14 protein-coding genes and 1 pseudogene are annotated in these 14676 nt (G+C 62.8%); 4 read left to right on the forward strand and 11 right to left on the reverse strand.

Annotated features, from left to right (window positions below; translation table 11 throughout):
• Positions 1-10: 10 nt before the first annotated feature.
• Together ACIQUS_RS06010 and ACIQUS_RS06015 are read left to right on the forward strand one after the other, a co-directional pair.
• Positions 11-307 (forward strand): DUF1244 domain-containing protein, encoded by a 297-nt coding sequence (locus ACIQUS_RS06010; protein ID WP_403044124.1) that lies wholly within the window; start codon positions 11-13, stop codon positions 305-307.
• Complete coding sequence (locus ACIQUS_RS06015) at positions 300-638, forward strand: HopJ type III effector protein (protein WP_403044127.1); 339 nt, start codon at positions 300-302, stop codon at positions 636-638. The genes ACIQUS_RS06010 and ACIQUS_RS06015 overlap by 8 nt, the downstream gene beginning before the upstream one ends.
• Here ACIQUS_RS06015 and ACIQUS_RS06020 read toward each other — a convergent pair.
• The 8 genes and pseudogenes from ACIQUS_RS06020 to ACIQUS_RS06055 all read right to left on the reverse strand — a co-directional run bounded on the left by ACIQUS_RS06020 (position 631) and on the right by ACIQUS_RS06055 (position 9673).
• On the reverse strand, positions 631-1572 hold the full coding sequence (locus ACIQUS_RS06020) for an alpha/beta fold hydrolase (protein ID WP_403044130.1): 942 nt from the start codon (positions 1570-1572) through the stop codon (positions 631-633). The two genes, ACIQUS_RS06015 and ACIQUS_RS06020, sit on opposite strands and share 8 nt — an antisense overlap.
• Positions 1569-2267 (reverse strand): GNAT family N-acetyltransferase, encoded by a 699-nt coding sequence (locus ACIQUS_RS06025; protein ID WP_403044133.1) that lies wholly within the window; start codon positions 2265-2267, stop codon positions 1569-1571. The genes ACIQUS_RS06020 and ACIQUS_RS06025 overlap by 4 nt, the downstream gene beginning before the upstream one ends.
• A gap of 179 nt (positions 2268-2446) precedes the next feature.
• Entirely contained in the window at positions 2447-3658 is a 1212-nt protein-coding gene (fabV, locus tag ACIQUS_RS06030) for an enoyl-ACP reductase FabV (RefSeq protein WP_403044136.1), read from the reverse strand.
• 169 nt (positions 3659-3827) lie between these two features.
• Positions 3828-4541 (reverse strand): methyl-accepting chemotaxis protein, encoded by a 714-nt coding sequence (locus tag ACIQUS_RS06035; protein WP_403044628.1) that lies wholly within the window; start codon positions 4539-4541, stop codon positions 3828-3830.
• Positions 4542-4682: 141 nt separating this feature from the next.
• Positions 4683-5924 (reverse strand): annotated as a pseudogene (locus tag ACIQUS_RS06040) (HAMP domain-containing protein); the annotation flags it as partial.
• Positions 5925-6013: 89 nt separating this feature from the next.
• Positions 6014-6847 (reverse strand): regulatory signaling modulator protein AmpE, encoded by an 834-nt coding sequence (gene ampE / locus ACIQUS_RS06045; protein WP_403044139.1) that lies wholly within the window; start codon positions 6845-6847, stop codon positions 6014-6016.
• A complete protein-coding gene (gene ampD / locus ACIQUS_RS06050) occupies positions 6844-7410 on the reverse strand; it encodes a 1,6-anhydro-N-acetylmuramyl-L-alanine amidase AmpD (protein WP_403044141.1) in 567 nt (188 codons plus the stop codon). Before ampD ends, ampE begins: the two co-directional genes overlap by 4 nt.
• A gap of 79 nt (positions 7411-7489) precedes the next feature.
• Positions 7490-9673, reverse strand: a complete 2184-nt coding sequence (locus tag ACIQUS_RS06055; RefSeq protein WP_403044144.1) for a DUF1631 domain-containing protein — start codon at positions 9671-9673, stop codon at positions 7490-7492.
• 150 nt (positions 9674-9823) lie between these two features.
• Here ACIQUS_RS06055 and nadC point away from each other — a divergent pair, with 150 nt between their 5' ends.
• Positions 9824-10672 (forward strand): carboxylating nicotinate-nucleotide diphosphorylase, encoded by an 849-nt coding sequence (nadC, locus tag ACIQUS_RS06060; protein ID WP_403044146.1) that lies wholly within the window; start codon positions 9824-9826, stop codon positions 10670-10672.
• 289 nt (positions 10673-10961) lie between these two features.
• Here nadC and trxB read toward each other — a convergent pair whose 3' ends face one another.
• Both trxB and ACIQUS_RS06070 read right to left on the reverse strand, forming a co-directional pair.
• Positions 10962-11924: a thioredoxin-disulfide reductase gene (trxB, locus tag ACIQUS_RS06065; RefSeq protein WP_403044149.1), complete on the reverse strand. Its 963-nt coding sequence runs from the start codon at positions 11922-11924 to the stop codon at positions 10962-10964.
• A gap of 135 nt (positions 11925-12059) precedes the next feature.
• Complete coding sequence (locus ACIQUS_RS06070; RefSeq protein ID WP_403044151.1) at positions 12060-12659, reverse strand: peroxiredoxin; 600 nt, start codon at positions 12657-12659, stop codon at positions 12060-12062.
• A 265-nt stretch (positions 12660-12924) separates the two neighbouring features.
• On the opposite strand from ACIQUS_RS06070, the gene cysZ reads away from it, so the two are divergent.
• Positions 12925-13650, forward strand: a complete 726-nt coding sequence (cysZ, locus tag ACIQUS_RS06075; RefSeq protein WP_403044154.1) for a sulfate transporter CysZ — start codon at positions 12925-12927, stop codon at positions 13648-13650.
• Between the two features lie 2 nt (positions 13651-13652).
• On the opposite strand, the gene ACIQUS_RS06080 is transcribed toward cysZ, so the two are convergent.
• Positions 13653-14594, reverse strand: coding sequence for a LysR family transcriptional regulator (locus tag ACIQUS_RS06080; protein ID WP_403044157.1), 942 nt, complete (start codon positions 14592-14594; stop codon positions 13653-13655).
• Between the last annotated feature and the right edge of the window lie 82 nt (positions 14595-14676).

A 14676-nucleotide genomic window follows, 5' to 3' on the forward strand; every position in this document is an offset into this window, starting at 1 on the left:
GAGAATGACCATGAACGCCCAGCAAAAACTCGAACTCGAAGCCGCCGCCTTCCGCCGGCTGGTCGCCCACCTGGACAGCCGCAAGGATGTGCAGAACATCGACCTGATGAACCTCGCAGGCTTCTGCCGCAACTGCCTGTCCAAGTGGTACAAGGCCGCCGCTGACGAGCAGCAGATCGAACTGAGCATGGACGAGGCCCGTGAAGTGGTCTACGGCATGCCCTACGCCGAATGGAAAGCCCAGTACCAGAAAGAAGCCAGCGCCGAACAACAAGCGGCGTTCGCCAAAGGAAAAACCCATGAATGACCTGAACACCCTGCGTAACAGCCTGGCCAGCGGCGAGCACGTCTTTGCCGACACCCTGGCGTTCATCGCAGCGCACTATGACTACCAGCCACAAGCCTTCAACAACGGCGGCGTGGAAAACGCCGCCGGGCAGAACGAAGGCTCCTGCAAGACCCTGGGCCTGGCCCTGCTCGAAGGCCTGAGCGATCAGGAAGCGCTGCTGGCGTTCGGTGAGCACTACCGTTCGGTGCTGGCAACGCCTGAAGGCAGCGACCACGGCAACATCCGCGCACTGATCAAGCACGGCCTGGCCGGGGTCAAGTTCAGCGCCCAGCCGCTGACCCTCAAGTAAGGGTCGACAGCCGCCCAGGCGTCCCGTCGGCCAGTTGCCCCTGTTGCAGCCACTGCAAGGCAATTGGCCAGAGCCGGGTTTCGAAGCGCTTGTGGAAAAAGGCGAAGTGGCCGATCTGCGCCTCGTCGATATCGGCAGGCGCGATGCGCAAATGGCTGCGTGCGCTCGACTCGAAGTAACGCAGCAACCGCTCGATGGCCGGCACCGTGCCGAACGGGTCGTCGGTCAGGCTGATGGCCAGGGTCTGCGCCCTGACCCGGGCAAACGGCAATTCGACCAGCGACTTGCCGCTGGGCCGCTGCTCATAGGCCGCCGTCATCGTGCTCCAGTCCTTGACCACTCCGGCCGGGGTGTCCTCCAGCCAACCCAGGCGCTTGCCGGGAAAATAGCCGAACACACGGGTCAGCAACGGCATCAGCACATGCCATTTGCCAATCAGCTGCCAGCGGCTGTCCTGGGCGTAATCACGCCAGTAGGCGAACTGCGCGCCGACCGTGACCAACCGGCGCAATTGACCGGCCGAGGCCGCCAGCCCCGCCGCACACCCACCAAAACTGTGCCCGACCGCATCGACCGGCTGCCCGGGAAACTCACGCACGGCACGTCCCAGCATGGCTTCGAAATCCAGCGCGCCCCAGTCGGTCCAGGAGGCGTTGAAGTCCCGCATGCGCGCCGGACGCGACTCGCCGATGCCCCGATAGTCATAAGTGATGACATCGAACCCCCGGTCGAACAGGTACTGGGCAAAGCGTGAATAGTAGCTGCAGCGCACCGAGGTGGCGGCGTTGATGATCACCACCGGGCGCGCCGGATCCGGCACGCCGTGGCGCCAGCTGAAACCGCCGAGGGAATAACCATCGGCGGCGACTTCACGAAAGGCTTGTCCGCTGTTGCTGGAGACAGGCAGGGGGGGAAAGGCTTCGAGACTGCTCATCGACCCTCTAATGCCGAGGCCGCTACCCGCGGCGCCGGGACCTTGCGCAGGCCGCCAAGGCGAGAGCCATCGTAGCGGGTTTCACGGAACAGGCGCCAGCGTCCGAACAGGCCATACACATGCATCACCCGGCCCTGCTCGTGATAGCCCATGCGAATATGCAGCTTGAGCGCCGGAATGTTGTGGGTTTCACAGACGTCCACCACCCGCGTACAGCCCTTGGCGCGCATGGCATCCCACAGGGCGACCTGGGCATCCACCGAAAGCCGGGTGCCGAAGTAGGCGCGGGTCATTTCACCGCCGAACTCGAAAAACTCGCCGGGTTTCACCGGGAAGGTGCAGCCGTAGTAATGGCGGTCGTGGTAATCGCGCATGCTGCCGAAGATGAAAGCCACGGCATCGCCCTTCTCATCCAGGTACATGTGCCCTGTATGGCCCTCGGCGGCCAGCTCGCGCATGGTTTGCACGCGGTCGCCGAAGTAACGCGCAAAGGCATCGGCATTCTCGGGCGTGATATCGACGCGGCGCACCGGCGGATGCTCGCGCAGGTTGTACGGTGGGACGGGGCTGACCAGGTCACGCTCCATCCACAGCAGTTCCCAATGGAAGAAGATGTAGCGCTCGCACAGGGTCTTCAGGGTCTTTTGCAGGCCCTTTTGCCTGATCCGCTCTTTTAGTTTTTGCAGTCCACTCATGGCGCCTCCCGATGATCCCCGGCGGTGAAACAGGGCATGTAGGGAGTGGTATAGAACAGGCGGCCGAGGGAATAGCAAAGGGCCAGTGACGGAGTTGTTTCAAATTGTGTTAAAGGCGTGAGACGGCTGCCGCACCTGCGCAAAAACAGGTGCGGCAACAAGGCCTTAGGCGGGCTTACTTACAGCTCGACGCAGTCGAACCGTACGTCGGTGGCGACATCGGCGTCATAGTCAACATCCTGGCGCTCGAAACCGAACAGGTTGAGGAACTGCTTCTTGTAACCGGCGTAGTCGGTCAGTTCGAAGAGGTTCTCGGTGGTCACTTGCGGCCACATGGCCTTGCAGGCGTCCTGAACGTCGTCGCGCAGCTCCCAGTCGTCCAGGCGCAGGCGGGCTTTCTCGTCCACGGCCGCCGGCGCACCGTCGGCACGGTACAGGCGATCGCGGAACATACGGTCCAGCTGGTCCTGGGTGCCTTCGTGCACGCCTTTTTCCTGCATGATCTTGAAGACCATCGACAGGTACAGCGGCATCACCGGGATGGCCGAGCTGGCCTGGGTGACCACCGACTTGAGCACCGCCACGTTGGCGCCGCCCTTGATCTCACCGGCCAGCTTCTTGTCCAGGCGCAGCGCGGTTTCGTCCAGGTCCTGCTTGGCCTGGCCCAGGGCGCCGTGCCAGTAGATCGGCCAGGTGATTTCGGTACCGATGTAGCTGAAGGCCACGGTGCGCGCTTGTGGCGCCAGAACACCGGCGCCAGCCAGGGCGTCGATCCACAGCTCCCAGTCCTGGCCGCCCATGACGGTCACGGTGTCCTTGATTTCCTGCTCGGTCGCCGGCTCGATGGACGCCTCGATGATGGTGTCCTTGTTGGTGTCGATGGCAGTCGACTTGTACGGCTGGCCGATCGGCTTGAGCGCCGAACGCACCAGTTCACCGGTCTGCGGCAGCTTGCGCACCGGCGAAGCCAGCGAGTAGATCACCAGGTCGACCTGGCCGCCCATTTCGTTCTTGATCAGCTCGATCACCTTGGCCCGCGCTTCATCGGAGAAGGCGTCACCGTTGATCGACTTGCTGTACAGGCCGTCGGCCTTGGCGAACTTGTCGAAAGCCGCGGCGTTGTACCAGCCAGCGGTGCCCGCCTTGGTCTCGGTACCCGGCTTTTCGAAGAACACGCCCAGGGTATCGGCCTTGAAACCGAAGGCGGCGGTGATGCGCGCTGCCAGGCCGTAGCCGCTGGATGCACCGATCACCAGGACCTTCTTCGGACCATCCTCGCGCACGCCCAGCTTGCGGGTGGCTTCGATCTGATCACGTACGTTCAGCTCGCAACCTTTCGGGTGCGTAGTGGTGCAGATAAAACCGCGAACTTTAGGATGGATGATGGCCAATGTCTGTACCTCGTCAGTGAATATGCTGAGGGAGCCGAATCGCGTGGACTCGAGGTTCCGTTGCTGTGAGGGTGAGACTACACCCGCAGCGTTGCCGACACATCCGGCTCCCTGGAATCCGTCAGGGCGCTACTTTGTCACAGCGTGGAAAAGATCAGCAACCGCTGGCTCAGACCCTGAACGCACCGATCAGGCGTTTCAACTCCAGCACCTGGGCCGACAACTGCAGGCTGGCATCCTCGGTCTGGTGCGCGCCCTGGGTGGTGTGCTCGGCCGCGCGGTTGATCTGGACGATGTTCTGGTCGATGTCATGGGCCACCGCGGTCTGCTGCTCCACGGCGGCGGCGATCTGCTGGTTCTGGTCGACGATGCTGCCGATCGCGCCAAGAATGTTCGACAGGGCCTGCTGCACCTGCTGCGACTGACTGACCGTACCGGCGGCCACCTGATGGCTGGCATCCATGGCCTTGACCGCCGCCCCGACCCCACCCTGCAGGCGCGAGATCATCTGCTCGATTTCCTCGGTCGAATGCTGGGTGCGCTTGGCCAGGGTCCGTACCTCATCGGCCACCACGGCAAAACCACGGCCCTGCTCCCCGGCGCGAGCGGCCTCGATGGCGGCGTTGAGGGCCAGCAGGTTGGTCTGCTCGGCAATGCTCTTGATCACTTCCAGCACCCGGCTGATCGCCTGGCTGTCGCTGGCCAGCTGATTGATGACCACCACCGATTGATCGATTTCACCGGCCAGGCGGGCGATATTGCCTTGCTGGGACTCGACCAGGCCGCGACCGCTGACGGTCTCCTGGTTGACGCTGTGGGCGCTGCTGACCGCCGCGGCGGCGCTGCGCGCCACCTCTTGCGCCGTGGCTGACATCTGGTTCATGGCGGTGGCCACCTGCTCGATCTGTCCGCGCTGGCCACTGACGGCCTGGTTACTGCGCGCCGACACCGCATGCACTTGCTCGGCCTGGCGCTCGACCTCGACCACGGTGTGGCCGACCTGCTCGATCAGGTCGTGAATCCGCTGTACCGTGCCGTTGAACACCTGCCCCAATTCGCCCAGCTCATCACGGCTGTCAGGCTTGAAGTTCACCGTCATGTCACCGGCAGCCACCTTGTCCATCACCGCGCCCAGTGATTTGAGGGTATGCCGGGTGGAGGCGTAGAAGCCGCCGTAGAGGTAGACGATCAGCAGGAATACCCCTGCCAGGGCCGACACCAGCAGGATCATGTGCAGGCGGTGCTCGCTCAGGCGCTGCTGCAACTGCTGGTCGAGGAACTCGCTGGTAGCGGTGTTCAGGGCATAGGTTTGCGCCATCAGGCCGCTGACCTGCTCATAGAAGGCCGACCACGGCGCATCGAGGGTATCGGCCATGACCACCTGTTCTTCGAACAACTCGCCGGCCGCTTTCAACGAAGCCTGGCTGCTGGCCGCCAGACTGCCCAGGCGTGCCTGGGCCCCGGGCTCGGTGGCCAGGGCATCCTGAAGCCTGAGCGCATAGTCGGCGGCGAGCTTGTCCAGACGCAGCAGCAAATCCTCGAAACGGGTACTGGTCGCCGAATTGAGGAAGCCCTGCCCCAGTGAGTAGGCGCCCATGGCCCGGCCTTCGCCCAGGGTCTGGGTGACTTCAGGGGTGACGGTGGTCATCAGTTCGCTAAGCTGGCGAATGGCCGAGTCGCTGTCCTGGCTGAGCCCGGCCTGGCTGGCGATCATCTTGCTCAGCACCTGGGCCTGGCCCAGCAACTTGTCCAGCATGGCGACCTTGCTCAACAACGACGATTCCACCTGTGCAGCCTTGAGCTGGGCGAGCATCTCGTCGCGCTTGGCGTGAAAGTCCTGAGCCTGTGCTTCATCGGCGGTGACCGCGGTCAGGTTCGACAAACGGCCCAACACCTGTTTCTCCAGGTCGGCGATCTGCGTCTCGACCGCCTGGGCCTTGCCTGACTGGCCGAGGATCGCGTTGATCTGCATCAGGTTGCCCAGGGTCTCCAGCTCGCCCCGCAACGTCAGGCTGCCCTGCAGCAGTTCAAGGCTCTGCAATTCGACCTGGGTGGCGTGGAACTGGGCATAGGAATCGCGGACCAGGTAGTAGTTGGTTACCAGCATGGGCAGGAAAAACAAAATACTGATCAGGCTGAACTTCATCCCGAAGCTCAACCGATTCATCAGCGCGATGGCCGGATACAACAGGCTCTTCACGAGTGGTCCCCTCCGATTCTTATTGTTCTGCGCGCACAGTGGCACTAGGCCACTGATGATTATCATCAGCACCTGTATAACGCATATCGGAACGGGGTTTTGTAACTTAAGGTTAATCAGTGCGTGGGCAGACCAACGGCTACCCCGCACTCACCTCAGCCCAGCACGGTCCACAGGGCAAAGCAGGCATACCAGAGCACTGCCGAGCGCAGCAACAGCTCCCACAGCGTGTCCAGCCCGACCAGGCCCTGGGGCCCGGCCTCGGTGCTGGCCGGCATGTCGGCGGCGACCTGACCGACCGAGGCGATCAAACGTGCTGCGCTGATGTTCCAGTTGAGCAGCTCATGCAGCATCACCCGGCTGACGGCGACAAAGTTGCCCACCAGGGCGAAGCTGATCCCCAGCGCCCGTACCGGTGCCCAGTCGAAGGCATGGCGCAGTTGCTGGGCACGCTCCTTCAAGGCCGGGTTGCGGGCGTGTTCGACGGTCAGGGCAAGCAGGCGATAGGCCAGGGCCGCCGCCGGTCCCAACAGGACATACCAGAAAATCACCGCAAAGAAGCTCTGGAAGGCCTCCCACAGCAGGTGGCCCTGGACCCGCTCGAGCAGCGAACGCGCGTTGTCGCCGGTGACCCCGAGGTCACGCTCGGCCACATGCACCGCCGCCTGCTCGTCGCCACGCCGCCAGGCGTCGCGAAACGGCCCGAGCGAGGCTTTCACATCGCCGCGCCCCAGGCTGTAGATCAACACCAGCAAGTGTACCGGCAGGGCCAGCAGGCCATAGGCAACCGGCTCCAGGACATGCATCAGCAACACCAGCAGCGCTACCGGTAGCAGCACCAGGGTCGCCAGCACCCACCAGGGATGGCTTTTGCCGTTGCGCTCCAGGCGCGCCAGCTCGGTGCAAAAGAAACCGTCGCGTTGCAGCTGCTGGCGCAAGGCCGAGAACTTCTCGACCCACAGCACCAGTAACAACACCAGAAAACTCATGATCTACCCCCATCATCCTCAAGGCTTGCCCGGTAGCGCGGCCAATCGAAAGCCGGGCCCGGGTCGGTCTTGCGTCCCGGGGCGATGTCGCTATGGCCTTGAATCCGCTTGACACCGATGGCCGGCCAAACAGCCTGGATCTGCCGGGTCAGGTCCTGCAGCACCTGGTATTGGGCGTCGGTGAAGGGCAACTCGTCGGTGCCTTCAAGCTCAATGCCGATGGAAAAATCGTTGCAGGCCTCGCGCCCGTCGAAACAGGACACCCCGGCATGCCAGGCCCGGTCCCGGCAGGACACGAACTGGGTGACCTTGCCATCGCGCTCGATGAAAAAATGCGCCGAAACGCGCAGGTCCTTGATCCCCTCGAAGTAGGGATGCTCGCTGGGGTCCAGGCGGTTCTGGAAGAATTGCTGGACCTTGCCGGTGCCGAATTGCGCCGGCGGCAGGCTGATGTTGTGAATCACCAGCAGGGAGATGACTTCGCCCTCGGGACGTTCGTTGAAGTTCGGCGAGGGACAATGGGTGATACCGGCGAACCAGCCAGTAGCGCGGTCCAGTTGCATAGAAGATCCTGAGGCACGAGAGCACGGCCCCAGTATGCCCCGAGGCGAATCTGGATGCATCGTTAAAACGTGACTGAACCTAACGCGCCTGATGCTGGCGCAACTGACTGACCACCGAGTCCAGTGCCCGGTCGAACAGCAAGCTGTCATCGAGCAGGCGTGCCTCACCGCAGCGCAAGGCCAAGGCCAGGGCCTTGGGCGAATACTCGCAAACCTTGAGCCCGGTGCGATTGACGAAGACGAGCGCGTCGCTGCTGGCGATCCGCGCGATCAGTTTGCACCGCAACCCTTCTCCCTCCTCAACGAGTTCGACCCAATTGCCGATGCGCAAACGCTGCACTTGCAGCAACGCCGGATCGTCATCGGCCAGGACCACCGGGTTGCAGGCAGGCCCCGCTTGCCCAGGGACCGCCAGGACGATTTCATCGAGCACCAGCACGCGCTCGCTGGCATCGCAGTGCCAACCGGTGCCTGCCGATGGCTCATCGAAGGCCTGCACATGCAGCGTCTCCAGCCTGGCGAAGAATTCACGGGTGGCGAACGGATCGAAGGCAGTACTGGCCAGGCCATCGCGCAAGGCCTTGAGCAACCCGGGCACGATCTCCAGCAGGTGCCGATGGGCCTCAGGGCCGTCATGGGGTTCGACACTCCAGATCAGCGCATCCATGGTTTCCAGGCATTCGAGCCATTGCGCCGAGGTATCGCCATGCTTGAGGTAGGCCAACAGCAGCACCTGGCTCCAGGCCTCCTCGAGGACACGCACCACCACCCGTGGCAAGGTCTTGCCCAACAGCCGCCGATTGAGTTCCTGCTGCACCCGCTGACGCGCCAAATGCGACCGTGCACGACCTTCTTCGGCGTCCCGGGCGCGCTGTTCGAGCAGTTCGTTGCGTCGCCGCTCTTCGCTGCTGAAGGCCTGGAAATCCACCAGCAGCTCGGAAAAGATTGCCGGGTCGTCGGCAAAATCGCTAAGCAAGCGCTGAACGATGTGTTCCACCCGCTGGTAAAGCACATCGCGCCGGCAGTCATCGCTGGCGTCCCAGCCAATGGCGGCACTGGCGATTTCGTTGAGCAGGCGCCGGGCCGGATGGTGGTTGCGACTGAAAAAACGCTTGTCCAGGACCGCGACCTTGAGCAGGGGGATCTGCAGGCGGCCAATCAAACTGCGCAAGGCGCTCGGCAGGTTGCGGTCAGCATGAATGTAGTCGAACAGCAGGCTGACCAGGTTGATGACGTCCTCATCCACGCCCTCGACCTTGCGGTAGGTGCCGCTTTTCATGCTGAAGCGGGTCAACAGCTGTTCAAGTTGCTGGTGCAGGTCGAAGTCGTCGGCGTCCTGCACCGAAGGCACATAATGTTGCAGGTGCGAGAGCAGGCGCAGCAGATCACCGGTACTGATCGGCTGCACCGGGTTGCCCGCCTCCAACCGTGGTGCAAGGCGGCCACGCACACGGGCCAGCAAGCCTTGCAGGGACGCGAACACGGCTTGCTCGTCGGCATCGAGGTCGGTTCCCTTGCCATCGCCACAGCCGTGCCCTGACGGGGCCCGCCGATGAGCCAGGACGGCGTCCTGGGCGGGGCGCCGGGGAATGATCTTGAGTTCGGGCAACACCCCGGTGGCCATCAGCAACTGGTTGGCCTCGCCATACAGCTGGTCGGCGTCCTCCAGGACATAGCGCTCGAACAGCGTGAGGATGACCAGTTTGACCCGGGTGGCGACCCCCAGATGGCGTCCGGCCTGGAGCAAGTAGTCGCACAACATCGCCGGGCCGAGCGGATTACGCCGGTCATCCAGGCGCAGCCCGGTCAACGCCGACAAGCGCAGGGTCAACTGGTTGAGGGAGCAACCGTCGCGGGCCAGGACCCGGCCGATCATGGCATCCAGCGCCACCCTGCGCTCCGGCTCATTGGCCGCCCCTGCCGGTGCGCCGTACCCCACCGAGGTCACTGCGTCGAGCTGACCGATACGTACGAAAGCCTGATAGAAGCGGTCGAGGTAGCCGCGCTCGATGCTTTTGCGCTTGAGGCGAAGGTCGCGCATCGCTTCGAACAGGAAGTTCTGTTCACTGTTGCTGGCGGCCTTGTCCGCCATCTCGAACAGCGTGTCATCGGCATTGTCGAACAGCGTTTGCAGGCTTTTGCGCAACTGCAGCGCGGCCATGTCTCGGACTTGCAGGAGCACCACGGGCAGACGAGCGAGCGGCACATGGCGTGCCTGATCGAGGGATGCCGTGATCGGCACCACCTTCCCGTCTTTGTGCATCCCGGACTCCTTGCTCGGCTATGGTCGGATGAACCGGCACCTCGTCAAAGCCATGACGCCAAATTCAAGTCGCATTATCGAGTAAATTCCCCCCACTCGCCAGCACGGGCTTGCCCTATAATCCCCGGCACTTAGCTTGTGGAGCCCGCCATGCCGAATTTACGCCTCGCCGACCTGACCGCCGAAATCGAAGCCAACGTGCGCCGTGCGTTGCTTGAAGACATCGGCAGCTGTGATATCACCGCCCAGCTGATTCCGGCCGAGCGCCTGGCCAAGGCCACCATCATCACCCGCGACGATTGCGTCATCGCCGGTACCGCCTGGGTCGATACCGTGTTCCGCCAGCTCGACCCACGGGTGGCCGTGCATTGGCAGGTCAAGGATGGTGAGCGTGCACAGCCCAATCAGCCGCTGTTCCACCTCGAAGGTCCGGCCCGCTCGCTGTTGACCGGCGAGCGCAGCGCGCTGAACTTCCTGCAACTGCTGTCGGGCGTCGCTACCCATGCGCAGTCTCTCGCCGACCTGGTCGCCGATACCCAGGTCAAGTTGCTCGACACCCGCAAGACCCTGCCTGGCCTGCGCCTGGCACAGAAGTACGCGGTCACCTGCGGCGGCTGTCACAATCACCGGATCGGCCTGTTCGACGCCTTCCTGATCAAGGAAAACCACATCGCTGCCAGCGGCGGCATCGCCAAGGCCGTCACCGCCGCACGGCGAATCGCCCCGGGCAAACCGGTGGAAGTCGAAGTCGAAAGCCTGGACGAACTTAAAGAGGCCCTGGACGCTGGCGCCGATATCATCATGCTCGACGAACTGAGCCTGGACGACATGCGCGAAGCCGTGCGCCTGAACGCTGGCAAGGCCAAGCTCGAAGCCAGTGGCGGGGTCAACGAAAGCACCCTGCGGGTGATTGCCCAGACCGGGGTCGACTACATCTCGATCGGTGCCATGACCAAGGATGTGAAGGCAGTCGACCTGTCGATGCGCTTGAGCCTCTGAGGTTTATCCCAGGCATGAAAAAACCGGCTGAACAGCCGGTTTTTTATTGCAACCCTGCCAGCCCCACAGGTGTGGGAGCTGATTGCCTGACGGTGTAGCCGCTGCCGCCAGGCTGCGATCGGTCGCGAAGCGACCGTAAAACCTGGCGACTTCAGTCTGTCAGGTACACTGGGGGGCTGGATTGCGACTGCTGCGCAGTCGATCGCAGCCTCGTTCCTCGGCAGCGGCTACGGGGTGTAACCGCTGCCTCCGGGCCCTGTGGGAGCTGGCGAAGCCTGCGATCGGGCGATCAGTGCGCCGCGTTCTGCAGGCCGTCCAGGTAACGCTCGACATCCAGTGCCGCCATGCAGCCGGCACCGGCGGAGGTGATAGCCTGACGGTAGACATGGTCGGCCACGTCGCCAGCAGCGAACACACCTTCGACGTTGGTGGCGGTGGCATTGCCGTCACGGCCGCCATTGACCACCAGGTAGCCGTCCTTGAGGGTCAGCTGGCCTTCGAACAGCGAGGTGTTCGGGGTGTGGCCGATGGCGATGAACACGCCGTCAACCTTGATCTCGTCGAAACTGCCGTCGTTTTTCTTCAGGCGCGCACCGGTCACACCCATGTCGTCACCCAGTACTTCGTCCAGGGTGGCATTGAGTTTCAGCTCGATCTTGCCTTCGGCCACACGGGCGTTGAGCTTGTCGATCAGGATCTTCTCGGCACGGAAGGTCTCGCGGCGGTGAACCAGGGTGACCTTGCTGGCGATGTTGGCCAGGTACAGGGCTTCTTCCACGGCGGTGTTGCCGCCACCGACCACAGCCACTGGCTTGTTGCGGTAGAAGAAACCGTCGCAGGTCGCGCAGGCGGACACGCCCTTGCCCATGAACGCTTCTTCCGACGGCAGGCCCAGGTAGCGGGCGCTGGCGCCGGTGGCGATGATCAGTGCGTCGCAGGTGTAGGTGGCGCTGTCACCCTTGAGGGTGTACGGCTTGCTGGCCAGGTCCACGGCGTTGATGTGGTCGAACATCACTTCGGTCTCGAAGCGCTCGGCGTGCTCCTGCATACGCTGCATCAGCGCCGGGCCGGTCAGGCCATGGGCGTCGCCCGGCCAGTTGTCGACTTCGGTGGTGGTGGTCAGCTGGCCGCCGGCCTGCATGCCGGTGATCAGCAGCGGCTTGAGGTTGGCACGGGCGGCATAGACTGCAGCGCTGTAACCGGCAGGGCCGGAGCCGAGAATGATCACTCGCGAATGACGTACTTCAGACATGACTCTCTCCTGTCGAAGCGGGCGCTGGATTGCCCACTTCGTAACGCCGGGATCGCCGGCTGGAATAAAAAGAACCTGCGAAGCACTTGGGGAAGGCTTTGGGTCGCAGGTCCTGAAAACGTGTCGATCTGTGCCTTACAGGCTGTTGGCGTTTTCCGCCAGGTAGTCGGCAACGCCCTTGGCATCGGCCTTCATGCCTTTCTGGCCTGGACGCCAGCCGGCCGGGCAGACTTCACCGTGCTGTTCGGTGAACTGCAGGGCTTCGACCAGACGAATCATCTCATCGACTTCACGACCCAGCGGCAGGTTGTTGACCACCTGATGCTGCACCACACCTTGCTGGTCGATCAGGAACGAGGCACGCAGGGCCACGCCGTCATCGTGCTCGATACCGTAGGCGCGAGTGATCTCGTGGGTCACGTCGGCAACCATGGTGAACTCGACTTCGCCGATGCCGCCCTTCTCCACCGGCGTGTTGCGCCAGGCGTAGTGGGTGAACTGCGAGTCGATGGAAACGCCGACCACTTCCACTCCCAGCTCGCGGAACTTGTCCATGCGGTTGTTGTGGGCAATGATTTCCGACGGGCAGACAAAGGTAAAGTCCAGCGGCCAGAAGAACAGCACGACATATTTACCGCGCAGGGAAGAAAGCTTGAAGCTGTCGACGATCGAACCGTCGCCCAGCACCGCCGCCGCATCGAAATCCGGGGCCTGCTTGTTGACCAGAATGCTCATGAAAACTCCTTGAAGAATTGAATTCGAAGGGGTTGGAAAGTTGTGCGCACTGTAGCGAGGCCGCAGAGATTAAGGAAATATCCTTAGACAATCCACCTTATAGGCCCGCTCTATTCATCGCCAAAACCTTCGGCTGTTTGCCTATCAGGGCCATCCGGTCAGGTGGGCGAGCTTTGTTACAGCCCGTTTCCCTGTCTGTCTCACGCTTTCACCGGCCGCTCAAACTCGGTAAGGTCAGCGCGTTTGCCTTAACCCGGAGCCCCGTATGCAAGCCCCTGTCCTCTCTGGCCCACAGTACCTGCGCGAAGGACTGAAACTGGTCCTGAGCCCGAGCCTGCGCCTGTTCGTGTTGCTGCCCCTGGCGGTCAACCTGCTGCTGTTCGTCGGCCTGATCTACTTTGCCGGCCATCAGTTCAGCCTCTGGGTCGATGCCCTGATGCCCAGCCTGCCCGACTGGCTGAGCTTCCTGAGCTATGTTCTCTGGCCGCTGTTCGTGGCCCTGGTGATACTGATGGTGTTCTTCACCTTCACCATGCTGGCCAACATCATTGCCGCCCCCTTCAATGGCTTCCTGGCAGAAAAAGTCGAAGTGGTGGTGCGCGGCACCGATGACTTCCCGGCGTTCAGCTGGGCCGAACTGATGGCCATGGTGCCACGTACCCTGGGTCGGGAAATGCGCAAGCTGGGTTACTTCCTGCCCCGCGCCATCGGTCTGTTCATCCTTTCGCTGATCCCGGTGATCAACATCATCGCCGCACCGCTGTGGCTGTTGTTCGGTATCTGGATGATGGCTATCCAGTACATCGACTACCCGGCCGACAACCACAAGATGAGCTGGCAGGACATGCTTGCCTGGCTGCGTGAAAAGCGCTGGCAGAGCCTGGGCTTTGGCGGGTCGGTGTACCTGGTGTTGCTGGTACCGTTCCTCAACATCCTGATGATGCCGGCGGCGGTGGCGGGCGCCACACTGTTCTGGGTCCGCGAGCGCTGACCTCACCGTGGCCGCATCGCGGCCGCCCGGATCAGCTCGATGGCCTGCCGTGCAATGGGTGACAAGGTGCGCCCGGCATGGCAGACGATCGCGCTGGCAATGCTGCAACCACCCTCGCCAAGCGCAGGCTGCAGCAAGGCTCCCAGATCGCGGATCGCCCCCGTACGCAGATCCTCTTCAAGCCAGGCTTGCCAGGTAAACAGCAGCGCGTCGCTGCCCAGGGTCGTGGCGCGCAGTAACTTCAGGTCGTTGCAGCCCAGGGCCAGCGGCGCGATCGTACCTTCAGGCAAGTCCAGCAGCTCACGCAGCCGCGCGGGCGCTATGTCGTCGAACAGCACCGAACTCCAGGGGTGATCCAGCAACTGCTGGCGGGTCACCGCTGCCTGCTGCCGAATCAGTGGATGATCGCCACGACAGAAGACCGAGGCTGGCGCCCCCGGCAGCGGGGTGATGTCGAATCGCGCATCGGTCCTGAGCGACGGGTCGCAGGTGAACGCGACAAAGAATTCGATCTGGTCCTGCTCCAGACGCTGGAGCAGCTGATTCCAGTGGTTGACCTCGACTTTCATCACCAGCCGGGGAATACGCTTGCGTAACGAGGTCAGTGCCTCCTCCAGGTAGAGGTTGGCAGCCATCATGCCGGCACCGAAGCTCAATTCTCCGCCATCGGCCTGGGCAATGTGATTGGCCTCGGCAACCAGTCGCCCGGCACAACCGAGCAATTCGCGCCCACTTGCCAACAGTTGCCGCCCTGCGGCGGTGAGCATGACCGAACGGGTATCGCGATCGAAAAGCCGCACCCCGAGGTCAGCCTCAAGCGACTGAATGCTGCGGCTGAACGCGGTCTGCGACAGGTTCGCCCGCTCGGCCGCCCGGGAGAAATGCAACTCCTCGCTGAGCAGGACCAGGTGGCGAATTCGCTTCAAGTCAATTGATTCGTTCATCGCATCAATCCCTGATTATTTTTGCATTGGACGCACCAGGCATAGATACACAGACTTGTTTCACGGTGCAACCGAGCACCCT

This window comes from Pseudomonas sp. NPDC090755 (assembly GCF_044769005.1).
Taxonomy (GTDB): domain Bacteria; phylum Pseudomonadota; class Gammaproteobacteria; order Pseudomonadales; family Pseudomonadaceae; genus Aquipseudomonas.

Bases quoted from the DNA above. Each gene is read 5' to 3' on its own strand.
- ACIQUS_RS06010 (WP_403044124.1), top strand. From the start codon at position 11: ATGAACGCCCAGCAAAAACTCGAACTCGAAGCCGCCGCCTTCCGCCGG.
- ACIQUS_RS06015 (WP_403044127.1), top strand. From the start codon at position 300: ATGAATGACCTGAACACCCTGCGTAACAGCCTGGCCAGCGGCGAGCAC.
- ACIQUS_RS06020 (WP_403044130.1), bottom strand. From the start codon at position 1,572: ATGAGCAGTCTCGAAGCCTTTCCCCCCCTGCCTGTCTCCAGCAACAGC.
- ACIQUS_RS06025 (WP_403044133.1), bottom strand. From the start codon at position 2,267: ATGAGTGGACTGCAAAAACTAAAAGAGCGGATCAGGCAAAAGGGCCTG.
- ACIQUS_RS06035 (WP_403044628.1), bottom strand. From the start codon at position 4,541: ATGAACCAGATGTCAGCCACGGCGCAAGAGGTGGCGCGCAGCGCCGCC.
- ampE (WP_403044139.1), bottom strand. From the start codon at position 6,847: ATGAGTTTTCTGGTGTTGTTACTGGTGCTGTGGGTCGAGAAGTTCTCG.
- ampD (WP_403044141.1), bottom strand. From the start codon at position 7,410: ATGCAACTGGACCGCGCTACTGGCTGGTTCGCCGGTATCACCCATTGT.
- ACIQUS_RS06055 (WP_403044144.1), bottom strand. From the start codon at position 9,673: ATGCACAAAGACGGGAAGGTGGTGCCGATCACGGCATCCCTCGATCAG.
- nadC (WP_403044146.1), top strand. From the start codon at position 9,824: ATGCCGAATTTACGCCTCGCCGACCTGACCGCCGAAATCGAAGCCAAC.
- trxB (WP_403044149.1), bottom strand. From the start codon at position 11,924: ATGTCTGAAGTACGTCATTCGCGAGTGATCATTCTCGGCTCCGGCCCT.
- ACIQUS_RS06070 (WP_403044151.1), bottom strand. From the start codon at position 12,659: ATGAGCATTCTGGTCAACAAGCAGGCCCCGGATTTCGATGCGGCGGCG.
- cysZ (WP_403044154.1), top strand. From the start codon at position 12,925: ATGCAAGCCCCTGTCCTCTCTGGCCCACAGTACCTGCGCGAAGGACTG.
- ACIQUS_RS06080 (WP_403044157.1), bottom strand. From the start codon at position 14,594: ATGAACGAATCAATTGACTTGAAGCGAATTCGCCACCTGGTCCTGCTC.